The organism is Actinomycetospora atypica, assembly GCF_042653685.1.
Lineage (GTDB): Bacteria > Actinomycetota > Actinomycetes > Mycobacteriales > Pseudonocardiaceae > Actinomycetospora > Actinomycetospora atypica.
Genome location: NZ_JBHSIV010000019.1, coordinates 1 through 12,199 on the forward strand (window position 1 = coordinate 1; position 12,199 = coordinate 12,199).

Here is a 12,199-nt window from a genome sequence, read left to right on the forward strand (position 1 = left end):
GCCGCCGCGACGGCGGCGGCCGACCCCGCGGCGCGGCGGGACGCCGACGGCCCCGACCCGGCGCCGCTGGAGATGGCCGAGCCGTCGGGCAGGCGCCCGCCGGCGGGGTTGCCGGTGGCGGTGGAGCTCACGACGATGCCCTGCGGCCCGGCGATCTGGCCCGCCACGCCGTCGAGGCTGACCACGGTGCCGTCCTGCGGCGCGACGAGGTCGAGGTTCTCGGTGGCCTGGAACGCCTGGATGCGGTTCGCCCTCGCGGTCGCGAGCGTCGACTCCGCGCTCCGGACCCCGGCCTCGCCCGGGTCCTCGGAGGTCTGGGCGGTGGCGCCGCCCGCGGCCCCGCCCGACGAGGCCCCGGCGCCCGGCGCGGGGGTGGGCGACGGCTGCTGCTGCGCGGCGACCGGGCCGACGGCCTCGACCCCGCGCGACGAGCCCGCGAAGTTCCCCATGATCTCGGCCTCGCGCTGCTGCCGCGGGGACTGCCGGGGTTGCTGCTGTTGGGGTTGCTGCTGTTGGGGCTGCGTCTGCGGGGGCTTCTGTCCGGCAGCGGGCGCGGCGGGCGCGGCGGGCGCCGGTGCCGCCGGTGCCGCGGCGGGTGCCTGCCCAGCAGGGGCCTGCCCCGCCGGAGCCTGTGCGGCGGGAGCCTGGGCGGCCGGGGCCGCCTGCTGAGCCGTGCTCGGTGGGTTGTCCTTGGCGTAGCGCGCGTCGTCGACCTGCTGCTCCGCCGCGGACACCTGGGCGTCGGCGGCGTCGAGGTTCGCCCGGGCGTACTCGCCGTCGAGCACCGCGACGACCTGTCCCTTGGTCACCCGGTCCCCGAGACGCACCCGGACCTCGGCGATCTTCCCGCTCGCGGAGAAGTTCAGCGTCGCGCTGGTGGAGCTCGTGACGGTGCCCGACGCGGTCACCGTCTCCGCGACCGTGCCGCGCCCGAGGGGCGTGGTGCGCAGCGCGGTGTTCTCGGTGGACGACGACGAGGTCAGCGCGTAGGTGGTGCCCCCGGCCGCGAGCAGCACGGCGAGCAGGACGAGGCCGTTGACGATCCAGAGTCGTCGGGAGCCACCGGTCGCCATGCGCCGCAGACTAGGGCTGCACCGATTCCGCGTTGCGCCCGGGGGGTGACGATGCGGGAGCGGACTCCCGGCTGTGTGACCTGTCGGTGACGCTCAGGCGTACACCGAGGGGTCGAGCGTCCCGATGTAGGGAAGGTCGCGGTACCGCTCGGCGTAGTCGAGCCCGAAGCCGACCACGAACTCGTTGGGGATGTCGAACCCGACGTAGCTGACGTCCACGTCGAGCTTCGCGGCCTCCGGCTTGCGCAGCAGGGTCACCACCTGCAGCGACGCCGGGCCCCGCGACTCGAGGTTCTTGCGCAGCCACGAGAGCGTCAGGCCGGAGTCGATGATGTCCTCGACGATCAGCACGTGGCGCCCGGAGATGTCCCGGTCGAGGTCCTTGAGGATCCGCACGACGCCCGACGACGAGGTCGCCGACCCGTACGAGCTGATCGCCATGAACTCGAGCTGCGTCGGCAGCGGGAGGTGCCGCGCGAGGTCGGTCATGAACATGACCGCGCCCTTGAGCACCCCGACGAGCAGCAGGTCGGGCTCGCCCGGCTTCGGCTCGCCGTAGTCGGCGGCGATGGTGTCGGCCAGCTCCGCGATCTTGTCCTGGATCTCCTGGGAACTGATCAGCACGGACGCGATGTCGCCGTCGTACACCTCGAACGGACTCCTTCGTCGTCACCACTGGTGGCTCACCGCCCGGTACGCGCCGCGCGCACCGTCAGCCTGCCACGCGAGCGGATCACCTCCAAGCCACCGGGTAGTGACGGCGGCCCCTGTCCCCGCCAGCGGGCGACGAGATCGTCGACGGCCCGCACCTGCGCGTCGTCGGACTCCCGCACCCCGCGCGCGGTCAGCCAGGCCCGCAGCACCCGCCGGCGCACGGCCGCGGGCTCCTTCCCGACGATCTCCGTGGCCAGGCCGCCGTCGTCGTCCTCGGCCTCCCGGAGCACCACCGTGGCGAGCTCGGTGAGGGCGGCGTCGTCGTCGGCGAGCTGGGCCGCGGTGCGGGCGAGGGCGGAGGCGACGCCGCCCGCGAGGACCTCCTCGAGCAGCGGCAGCACCTCGTGGCGCAGGCGGACGCGGGTGTAGCGGGGGTCGTCGTTGTGGGGGTCGTCCCACGGCTCGAGGCCCGCCTCGACGCACGCCTGCCGGGTGGTGGCCCGCCGGACCGCGAGCAGCGGGCGGCACCACGGCGGCGTCCGGGCGCGCATCCCGGCGAGCGAGCGGGCGCCCGAGCCGCGGCCGAGGCCGAGCAGCACCGTCTCGGCCTGGTCGTCGAGGGTGTGCCCGAGCAGCACCGGCGCCCCGCCGAGCTCGTCGGACACCGCCCGCAGGGCCGCGTACCGGGCGTGGCGCGCTGCGGCCTCCGGGCCGTCGCTCCCCCGCCCGACGACCACCGGGACCACCCGGGCGGCCACGTCCAGCCCCGCCAGCGCGGTGCGGCCCCGCTCGGCGACCTCCGCCGACCCGGCCTGCAGACCGTGGTCGACCACCACGCCGTGGACCTCGGGCAGCACGAATGCGGCCGCGGCGGCCAGGGCGAGCGAGTCGGCACCGCCGGAGCACGCCACGACGACCGGACCACGGCGTTCGTCGGGAAGGTTCTGGCGCACGGCGCGGCGGATCTCCGCGACGGCCGGAGGAACCCGACTCACCGGTCAGCTCCCGTGGACGCGGTCCATCCACGCGGACGGGTCGGTGATCTCGGAGCGGTGGGGCAGGGTCTCGGGGGAGGTCCAGACGGCGTTGAAGCCGTCCATGCCGATGGTGCCGACCACCTCGTCGACGAAGACGCGACCCTGCTCGTACTGCTTGACCTTGGCCTGGACCCCGAGCAGGACGCGCAGCAGCCGGTCGACCGGCCCGCCGCCGCGACGACGCGAGGTGAAGCGGCCGCGGATGGTGGCGACCGACGGGATGACGGCAGGGCCGACCTCGTCCATGACGTGCTCGGCGTGACCCTCGAGCAACGTGGTGAGGGCGAGGAGGCGATCGAGGATCGCGCCCTGCTCCGGGCCCTGCAGCAGCTCCAGCAGGGAGAGGTCGCTGCGGTTCCGGACGGCCTTCGTGATGTCGGGCAGCCGGTCGAGGGCCGCCGACACCCCGCTCTCCATGCCGGAGGCGAAGGCGGTGACCTCGGAGCGGAAGTGGTCGCGCAGCCAGGGCACCGCGGTGAACTGCAGGCGGTGGGTGGCCTCGTGCACGCAGACCCAGAGCGCGAAGTCGTCGGCGTCGACGTCGAGCGCCTCGCGGGCGGCGGTGACGTTGGGGGCGACGAGCAGGAGGTGGCCGGCGTTGTCGGGGCCGGCGAAGGGGTCGTACTGGCCGAGCACCTTCGTCGAGAGGAACGCCAGCAGCGTGCCCATCTGCGCGCCCGCGACCGTGGCGGTGACGGTGCCGGCCGTGCGGGCCAGCAGACCGGCTCGTCCGCGCGCCGCGGTGGGCAGCGAGACGTCGGCGGTGAGGGTGCGGATGCCCTCGACGCCGGAGGCGATCCAGCCGGGCCGGTCGACCACGGCGGCGTCGGGGATGGCCAGGCCGGTCCCCAGCCCCGTGAGCTCGCGGACGTGCCCCTCCCCCACCCGGGCGCCGTCGGCGAGGCGCGCGACCTCGGCCCGGGCCTCATCGGGACCGACGGCGGGGCCGGGCGGCACGAGCCGGGAGCCGGTCGCGACGGCGAGGCCCCAGCTCACGGGCAGGCCGGTCGGGGTCTCGGTGACGGTCACGGCTCCACCGTACGTTCGCGCCTTGACGCCCCCGGCGTGTGTGCGTGCGTTTCCGTGCCGGAGCACGGAAACGCACGCACACAGGCCGGAGGCCTCACCGGCAGCCGCACCCGCGCAGCGCGGTGGCCAGGGCGTCGAGCCGGGGGCGGGCGCCGATCGGGTCGGGGCCGTTGGACATGAAGGCGAAGACGAGCAGGCGCCCGTCGACGTCGGAGACCACCCCGGCGAGCGCGTTGGTGCCGGTCAGCGTGCCGGTCTTGGCGCGCACCCAGCCGCGGCCGTCGGCGTTCGGGGAGCCGACGGTGAAGCGGTCGACCAGGGTGCCGCTCCCCGCCGCGACCGGCAGGCCGTCGAGCAGCGGGCGCAGCGCGGCGGTGCGGGGGTCGGCGGCGTCGGGGGCCGCGGCCGGGGTGAGGACGGCGGCCAGCACCGAGGCGGGGATGCGGTTCTGGGTGGAGAGCCCGGAGGCGTCGGCGGTGACCACGCCGGCCGGGTCGATGCCGTTCGCCGCGAGGACGGCCCGGATCGAGTCGGCGGCCCCGGCGAAGGACGCGGGCGCGTTCTCGTGCAGGGCGACCTCGCGCCCGAGCGCCTCGGCGAGCAGGTTGTCGGAGTTGACCATCGCGGTGTGCACGAGCTCGGTGAGCGGGGGCGAGTCGACCCGGCCGAGCACGGCGGCCCCGGCGGGCGCCGACCCCTCGCGCACCGTGACCCGGGCCCCGAGGCGCTGCCCCAGGGCGGTCGCGGCGTCCTGGGCGGGGGTGGCCGAGCGCGCGCCGTCGAGCGCGGTGGGGTCGAGGCGGCCGCCGTCGAGCATCGTCGGGACCATCGGGGCGAGGTTGCCGCCCGCGATGTCCACCGGGTCCCAGCCCGGGGCGAGGGCGGGGCCGCTGTAGCGGGAGGTGTCGACGTACACCGTGCGCGGCGGGGTACCGCCGCGGGCGGCGCGGACCTGCGCGACGAGGTCGTCGAGGTGCGCGGCGCCGGGGTAGACCGACTCCCGCCCGGCGGGCAGGGAGGACAGGCTCACGTCGCCGCCGCCGACGAGGACGACCGAGTCGGGCGTCGGGCCCGCGGTGACGGTGGTGCTCAGGCGGGTGTCGGGGTCGAGCACCAGCAGGGCGGCCGCGGCGGTGAGGAGCTTCGTCGACGACGCGGGGACCTGGGGCTCGGCCGGGTTCCGGGACCAGAGCGGGGTCTGCGGGGCGGCGGGGTCGAGGACGACGCCGGTGAGGTCGCCGAGACCCGCGGTCCGGCCCTCGAGGGCGGCGGCGACGCCGGCTCTCGTCGGGCTGGGGGCGGCGGCGGGCAGCGCGTCGAGCCGCGGGGAGAACACGACCGGGGCGGGCGGGTCGACCGCCGCCGACACCGGCAGGCCGAGGGTGCGGGCCAGGCCGGGTGCCGTGAGCACGGCGGCGGTCGCGAGACCACCGAGGAGCAGCACGACGACCGCGGCGACGAGCAGCCGGGTCGCCAGCCGCTGCGAGCGCGGCTCGTCCGCCCGGTGGCTCGTCGGGCGCTCGCCGCCGTCGGCCGGGCCGTCGGGTCGCTGGGAGACCTCGCTCGCGGTCACGGGCCCCCTCCCGGCGCCCGGGGGCGCACCTCCTGCGATCAGACCCACGTCTGGGCGCTGCCGCGGTAGGACAGACTAGATGCGACCGACGAGCCCGCCGGACCCCGTGTGGGTGAGGGGGCTCGAGACGACGCGGCAGGTGCCGCGACGGAGCAGTGAGGACGCGCCGTGGAGTTCGACGTTCTGATCGAGATCCCCAAGGGTGACCGGAACAAGTACGAGATGGACCACGAGTCGGGGCGGATGCGCCTGGACCGGACGCTCTTCACCGCCACGCAGTACCCGGCCGACTACGGGTACATCGAGAACACCCTCGGCCTCGACGGCGATCCGCTCGACGCGCTGGTGCTGATCCAGGAGCCGACGTTCCCCGGCTGTCTCGTGCTCGCCCGCACCATCGGCATGTTCCGCATGACCGACGAGAAGGGCGGCGACGACAAGGTGCTGTGCGTGCCGGCCCGCGACCCCCGCCAGGAGCACCTGCGCGACATCCACCACCTCTCCGACTTCTACCGCCTGGAGATCCAGCACTTCTTCGAGGTCTACAAGGACCTCGAGCCCGGCAAGAGCGTCGAGGGCGCCTCGTGGGTCGGCCGCGCCGACGCCGAGCAGGAGGTCCGCGACTCCTACAAGCGCGCCGAGGAGCACGGCGCGCACTGACGACGCTGCGCACACGACGACGGCGGGTGCCCCTCCTCGGTGGAGGGACACCCGCCGTCGTCGTCCACCGGATTAGCGGTCGGCGACCACCGGCAGCGGGGCCGTGACCGGGTCGGCCTCGTCCTGGGGCCGGGGCTCCGACGAGGCGGGCCGCGGGGGCTCGACCGTCAGCTCGACGGCCGTCCCGTGCCCGGAGACCGTGACCTGTTCCGAGACCGGGGCGAACCCGGAGGCGGTGAGCAGGTAGCGGCCCTCGGTGAGGTCGGTGACCTCGAAGCGCCCGGCGGTGTCGGTCACCGTGGAGGCGACCACGCGGCCGTCGGCGCCCATGAGCACCACCAGCGACTCGGGGACGGTGGCCCCCGACGACGAGCGCACCTGACCGCGCACGGTGTGCCGCGCGACGGGGACGCGGACGTCGTGGCGGGTGCCGCGGCGCCCGGCCGGGGCCGAGGAGTCGACCACCAGCCGCTCCGCCACCGGCTCCCGCCCGGGGGCGAGGACCGCGACGGTGTAGGTGCCGGGCTCGAGCTCCGGGCACTCCCACGTGCCGTCGGCGCCGGTGCGGCGCACCGCGCGCACCCCGCCGCGGGCGTCGGTGACGGTGATCGTCGCGCCGACCACCGGCGCGTCGGTGGTGTCGAGCACCGACCCGCCCACCGGGGTCGACCGCCGCAGGGCGAACTGCCGGCGGACCGGCACCCCGTCGAGCGGGACGAGCTCGGCGTGCGGGCGGAAGGTCGTCGGGTTGGCGACCACCACGTAGTTGCCGGGCAGCGGCGCGTGCAGGCGGAACGAGCCGTCGGCGGCCGAGAAGGTCCGGTCGACCACCGTGCCGTCGAGCGCGTGCAGCGCCATCGGGATGCCGGAGAGGGCGTCGCTGAAGCCGCCGCGGCCCTCGTCGGGACCGTCGGACAGCAGGCCGAGGACCACGGAGTCGCCGTGGCCGGCCTGCCGGTGGTCGGCCTGCTCGTGCTGCCCGCTCCCGAAGGACCAGGTCCCGAGCTGCCCGTCCCCGTCCGACCCGTGGCCGTTGCCGTTCGCGACGTGGCCGTTCGCGACGTGGCCGTTCGAGACCTGCCCGTCGCCCGTCGACCACTGCCCGGTCGCGACCGGCGACTCGTGCCGTCCGGCGCGGGGCACCGGGGACGGACGCAGCACCCGCTCGCTGCCGGCGGCGCCCGCCGCCCCGACCGCGGGGGCCGAGGTCGGGACGTCGAGGCCCCCGCGGGCGGGACCCGTGACCTCGGCGGCCGCGTCGACGCTGCCGGGGCCGGCGCCCTCGGCGGCCGCCTCGGCCTGCCGGGCCTGGATGCCCGAGGTGGTCCGCAGCGGGACCTCCTTGAGGAACCAGATCAGCACGAAGCCGACCGCGATCACGCAGGCGGCGACGAGGAACACGAGGTCCATCGAGGCCGCGAAGCCCTCGAAGAACGGCCGGGCGAGGCGGGGGTCCATCTGCTGCAGCACCGAGGAGTCCTCGGTGACGCGGGCGACACCCGCGGCCGGGTTCAGCGCCACGGCGTTCGCGGGGTTCGCCGCCACCGCCGGGTCGGCCGCCGCGGCCAGGAAGCCGGGGTCGGTCGACGCGGAGCGGAAGGCGGAGATGATGTTCCCGCCGAGCGTGGAGAACAGGATCGAGATGAAGACCGAGACGCCGAGCGTGCCGCCCAGCTGGCGGAAGAAGGTCGCCGAGGCGGTCGCGACACCCATGTCCGAGGCCGGGACGGCGTTCTGCACCGCGAGCACCAGGGTCTGCATGCAGTTACCGAGTCCGAGGCCGAAGACGACCATCAGCACCGCGATCAACCAGTACGGGGTGTCGGCGTGCAGCAGGAAGTGGAACAGCAGCATGCCGACGGTCATGAGCCCGAGGCCGATGACCGGGAAGACCTTGTACCGCCCGGTGCGGCTGGTCAGCTGACCGGAGATGATCGAGCCGACCATCAGCCCGCCGACCAGCGGGATCATCTCGAGCCCCGCCTGGGTGGGGCTGGAGCCCGTGACGATCTGCAGGTACTGCGGGACGATCGCGATGCCGCCGAACATGCCGATGCCGGTGATGACGGCGATGACCGTCGTCAGGCTGAACACGCCGTTGCGGAACAGCCGCAGCGGCAGCAGGGCGTCGTCGCCGTAGGCGCGCTCGGCCAGGACGAACCCGATGATCCCGACGACGCCGATGCCGTAGCAGAGCAGGGCGTTCGTCGAGCCCCAGCCCCAGGTCTGGCCCTGCTCGGCGACGATCAGCAGGGGCACGAGCGCGATGGCGAGCGCGGAGGCGCCGGGCCAGTCGATGCGCCGCTCCCGGCGGGTGTGCGGCAGGTTCAGCACGCGCCAGACCACGACGAGGGCGAGGATGCCGATCGGCACGTTGACGAGAAAGACCCAGCGCCAGCCGGTGATGCCGATGATCGAGTCGGTGCCGGCGAAGAACCCGCCGACCACGGGACCGACGACGCTCGCGGTACCGAACACGGCCAGGAAGAAGCCCTGGTACCGGGCGCGCTCCCGCGGCGGGACGATGTCGCCGATGATCGTCAGCGCCAGGCTCATCAGACCGCCGGCGCCGGCGCCCTGGATCGCGCGGAAGATCGCGAGCTCGTACATCGAGGTCGAGATCGTGCAGAGCACCGACCCGACCACGAAGATGCTGATCGCGAAGAGGAAGAACGGCTTGCGTCCGTAGAGGTCGGAGAGCTTGCCGTAGAGCGGCGTCGAGATCGTCGCCGTGATCAGGTAGGCCGTGGTGGCCCAGGCCTGCAGGTTGAGTCCGTTGAGGTCGTCCGCGATGGTGCGGATCGACGTGGACACGATGTTCTGGTCCAGGGCGGCCAGGAACATGCCGAGCATCAGCCCGGACAGGATCGTGAGGATCTGGCGGTGGGTGAAGGCGCCGCTGTCGGAGGCCTTCTCCGCGCTCACCGGGGGCGAGGCGGTCGTCGTGCTCATCGGTCCTCCTCGGCGCGCGGGGCGCCGGCGTCGTCGTGGTTCTCGAGCGCGGTGGTGAAGCGGTCCAGCAGGTCGACGAGGCGCTCGCGGTCGGCCTCGTCCCAGTCCCCGGTGACCTCGGAGATGCGGCGGTTGCGCAGGTCGCGGTTCGCGGCGAACACGCGGTGGCCCTCGTCGGTGGCGGCGAGCAGGCAGGCCCGCCCGTCGGCCGGGTCAGGACGCCGTTCGACGTAGCCGATGCGGACCAGCGTGGCGATCTGGCGGCTGACCGTGGAGGGGTCGGAGTGCACCGCCTCGGCCAGGGCGTTGGAGCGGTGCGGGCCCTCGATGACGAGGCGGGCCAGCAGGACGTAGGCGGCGCGCTCGACGCCGTCCTCCCGGGCCTTGGCCACCTTGCCGCGCTCGATGAGGCGGATGAGCCGGATCAGCTCGTGGCCGATGCGGTCGGAGGTCACCCACGCCGCGTCGGCCCCCGCGGGGACCGGCGGGAGTCGCCGCTCGCCCAGTGCTGCATTCATTGCGTGCTCCGTACAATCGCTTGGTCGGTACAACTATGCGCTTCGCTACCGACCTCGCGCCACCCGGGTACCACTACCGTGCGACGCCATGAGCGCCGACGTCGCCGAACGGTTCCACGACCGCGTCCGCTACGAGCGGTCCGGCCACGTCGCCACGATCACCTACGACCGCCCCGACAAGCTCAACGCCATCGACGGCGCGATGCGCGAGGGCCTCAACGAGGCGTTCTCCCGGTTCCGCGCCGACGACGAGGCGTGGGTCGGGGTGGTCACCGGCGAGGGCCGGGCGTTCTGCGCGGGAGCCGACTTCGCCTCGGAGGGCAACCCGGCGGGCGACTTCCCCGGCTCGTACTGGGAGCGCCCGACGGTGAACTCCTTCGAGTCGGGCTGGGAGATCCACAAGCCGGTGGTGGCCGCGGTCAACGGGCTCTGCCTGGGCTACGGGCTCACGCTCGTCACGTGGTGCGACATCGTCATCGCCTCCGACCGCGCGACGTTCGGCTTCCCGGAGGTCAAGCTCGGGGTCCCGACGATCGTCGGCGCGCTGCGGCTGCCGGGGCGGATCGGCTGGCAGCCGGCGATGGAGCTGCTCCTGACCGGCGAGACGATCTCCGCGGCCCGGGCGAAGGAGATCGGCCTCGCCCTGCAGGTGGTGCCGCACGACGACCTCCCCGGCGCCGTCGACGCCATGACCACCCGGCTGCTGGCCGGCGCCCCCCTGGCCCAGCGCGCGATCAAGGAGGTCGCGCGCCGGGGCCCGGAGATGTCGCAGACCGACGCGATCCGCTTCGGCGAGACGATGCGGCGCGTCGCGGGCGCCACCGAGGACGCCGTCGAGGGGGCGACGGCGGCCCGGGAGAAGCGGGCCCCGCGGTGGCAGGCCAGGTGAGCAGTGATCCGTGTCCAGACACGGATCACTGCTCGCAGGAGCGTCAGCTCACCCGCTCGAACACGGCCGCGAGGCCCTGCCCGCCGCCGATGCACATCGTCTCGAGCCCGTAGCGCGCTTCCCGACGATCCATCTCCCGCAGCATCGTCGTCAGGATGCGGACCCCGGTGGCCCCCACCGGGTGCCCGAGGGAGATGCCGGAGCCGTTCGGGTTGACCCGCTCGTCGGCGACCAGGTCGATCCCCCACTCCCGGCCCACCCCGAGCGCCTGGGCGGCGAAGGCCTCGTTGAGCTCGATGACGTCGAGGTCGGCCAGCGACAGGCCCGCCTGCCCCAGCGCCTTCTCCGTCGCCGGGACCGGCCCGATCCCCATGATCTCGGGACCGCACCCGGCCACGCCCCAGGACACCAGCCGGGCCAGCGGCCGCAGCCCCAGCTCGGCGGCCTTCTCCGGGGTGGTCACGATGCACACGGCGGCGCCGTCGTTCTGCCCCGAGGCGTTGCCCGCGGTCACCGTGGCGTCGGGATCCTGCTTCCCCATGATCGGGCGCAGCTTCGCGAGCGACTCCAGCGAGGCGTCGGGGCGGATGTGCTCGTCGGTGTCCACGACGGTGTCGCCCTTGCGGCCGTGGATGGTCACCGGCACCAGCTCGTCGGCGTAGCGACCCTCCTTGACCGCGGCGGTCGCCTTCTCGTGGCTGCGCACCGCGAGGCGGTCCTGCTCCTCGCGGCCGATCGAGTACTTCTTCCGCACGTTCTCCGCGGTCTCGATCATCCCGCCGGGCACCGGGTGGTTGACCCCGCCGGCGTGGACACGGCCCTGGGCGAGCGAGTCCTTCATCTCGAACCCGCCGGCCTTGGTGCCCCAGCGGACCTTGTCGGTGAAGTACGACGCGCCGGACATCGACTCCGCGCCGCCCGCCAGCACCAGGTCGTTGGCGCCGGACTGCACGGCCATCGCGGCGTAGAGCACCGCCTGCAGGCCCGACCCGCAGCGCCGATCGATCTGGATGCCCGGCACGGTCACGTCCAGCCCGGCGTCGAGCGCCGCCACCCGCCCGATCGCGGGGGCGTCCATCGTCGGGTAGCAGTGCCCGAACACGACGTCGTCGATCACCTCGGCGGTGATCCCGGTGCGGCGGACCAGCTCGCGGATCACGGTGGCGGCCAGCTCCTGCACCGGGACGTCGCGCAGGGACCCCCCGAATCCCCCGACCGGGGTGCGGATCGGCTCACAGACGACGGCTTCGCTCACGGCTTCTCTCCTGTCGGACGATGTGCGCTCCGCGCCCGTGAGCACTTTCCGGGGTCATGACCCCGGAAAGTGCTCACGAGGCGGAGCCACCTAGAGGATGTAGCGCAGGATGACCTCGGCGACGCACGCCGGCTTCGGCCAGCCCTCGATCTCGACGGTCCCCCCGATGGTGGCCTGCACGCCGTTCGCGACGTCGGCGACGTCCACCAGACGGCAGTGACCCCGCACACGGCTGCCCACCGGGACGGGGGCGGGGAACCGCACCTTGTTCAGCCCGTAGTTCACGGTCATCGAGACGCCGCTGACCTCGAAGGTGTCCCAGCCGAACTTCGGCATCAGCGCCACGGTGAGGAAGCCGTGGGCGACGGTGCGCCCGAACGGGCCCCCGGCGGCGCGCTCGGGGTCGGTGTGGATCCACTGGTGGTCGTCGGTGGCGTCGGCGAAGACGTCGATGCGCTGCTGGTCGACCATGACCCAGTCGCTGGTGCCGAGGTCCTCCCCCACCGCGGCGCGCAGCTCGTCGATGTCGGCGAACTTCCGCAAGGTGTGCTCCTGTCGG

10 protein-coding genes and 1 pseudogene are annotated in these 12,199 nt (G+C 74.3%); 2 read left to right on the top strand and 9 right to left on the bottom strand.

Annotated features, from left to right (window positions below):
- The 5 genes and pseudogenes from ACFPBZ_RS17435 to dacB all read right to left on the bottom strand — a co-directional run.
- Window positions 1–1,073: pseudogene (locus ACFPBZ_RS17435) on the bottom strand (hypothetical protein); the annotation flags it as partial.
- 93 nt (window positions 1,074–1,166) lie between these two features.
- On the bottom strand, window positions 1,167–1,721 hold the full coding sequence (gene hpt / locus ACFPBZ_RS17440; RefSeq protein WP_378037358.1) for a hypoxanthine phosphoribosyltransferase: 555 nt from the start codon (window positions 1,719–1,721) through the stop codon (window positions 1,167–1,169).
- Window positions 1,722–1,756: 35 nt separating this feature from the next.
- A complete protein-coding gene (gene tilS, locus ACFPBZ_RS17445; RefSeq protein WP_378037359.1) occupies window positions 1,757–2,722 on the bottom strand; it encodes a tRNA lysidine(34) synthetase TilS in 966 nt (321 codons plus the stop codon).
- A 3-nt stretch (window positions 2,723–2,725) separates the two neighbouring features.
- Window positions 2,726–3,793: a zinc-dependent metalloprotease gene (locus ACFPBZ_RS17450; protein ID WP_378037360.1), complete on the bottom strand. Its 1,068-nt coding sequence runs from the start codon at window positions 3,791–3,793 to the stop codon at window positions 2,726–2,728.
- A 94-nt stretch (window positions 3,794–3,887) separates the two neighbouring features.
- Window positions 3,888–5,366, bottom strand: a complete 1,479-nt coding sequence (gene dacB / locus ACFPBZ_RS17455; protein ID WP_378037361.1) for a D-alanyl-D-alanine carboxypeptidase/D-alanyl-D-alanine endopeptidase — start codon at window positions 5,364–5,366, stop codon at window positions 3,888–3,890.
- A 168-nt stretch (window positions 5,367–5,534) separates the two neighbouring features.
- On the opposite strand from dacB, the gene ACFPBZ_RS17460 reads away from it, so the two are divergent.
- Window positions 5,535–6,026, top strand: a complete 492-nt coding sequence (locus ACFPBZ_RS17460) for an inorganic diphosphatase (RefSeq protein WP_378037362.1) — start codon at window positions 5,535–5,537, stop codon at window positions 6,024–6,026.
- A 72-nt stretch (window positions 6,027–6,098) separates the two neighbouring features.
- Here ACFPBZ_RS17460 and ACFPBZ_RS17465 read toward each other — a convergent pair whose 3' ends face one another.
- Window positions 6,099–8,978: an MFS transporter gene (locus tag ACFPBZ_RS17465; RefSeq protein ID WP_378037363.1), complete on the bottom strand. Its 2,880-nt coding sequence runs from the start codon at window positions 8,976–8,978 to the stop codon at window positions 6,099–6,101.
- On the bottom strand, window positions 8,975–9,496 hold the full coding sequence (locus ACFPBZ_RS17470; RefSeq protein ID WP_378037364.1) for a MarR family winged helix-turn-helix transcriptional regulator: 522 nt from the start codon (window positions 9,494–9,496) through the stop codon (window positions 8,975–8,977). The genes ACFPBZ_RS17465 and ACFPBZ_RS17470 overlap by 4 nt, the downstream gene beginning before the upstream one ends.
- A gap of 88 nt (window positions 9,497–9,584) precedes the next feature.
- Between ACFPBZ_RS17470 and ACFPBZ_RS17475 the strand changes: the two genes are divergently transcribed.
- Window positions 9,585–10,385, top strand: coding sequence for an enoyl-CoA hydratase/isomerase family protein (locus ACFPBZ_RS17475; protein WP_378037365.1), 801 nt, complete (start codon window positions 9,585–9,587; stop codon window positions 10,383–10,385).
- A 43-nt stretch (window positions 10,386–10,428) separates the two neighbouring features.
- Here ACFPBZ_RS17475 and ACFPBZ_RS17480 read toward each other — a convergent pair whose 3' ends face one another.
- On the bottom strand, window positions 10,429–11,640 hold the full coding sequence (locus tag ACFPBZ_RS17480; RefSeq protein ID WP_378037366.1) for an acetyl-CoA C-acetyltransferase: 1,212 nt from the start codon (window positions 11,638–11,640) through the stop codon (window positions 10,429–10,431).
- Between the two features lie 90 nt (window positions 11,641–11,730).
- Window positions 11,731–12,183, bottom strand: a complete 453-nt coding sequence (locus tag ACFPBZ_RS17485) for a MaoC family dehydratase (protein WP_378037367.1) — start codon at window positions 12,181–12,183, stop codon at window positions 11,731–11,733.
- Window positions 12,184–12,199 lie beyond the last annotated feature (16 nt).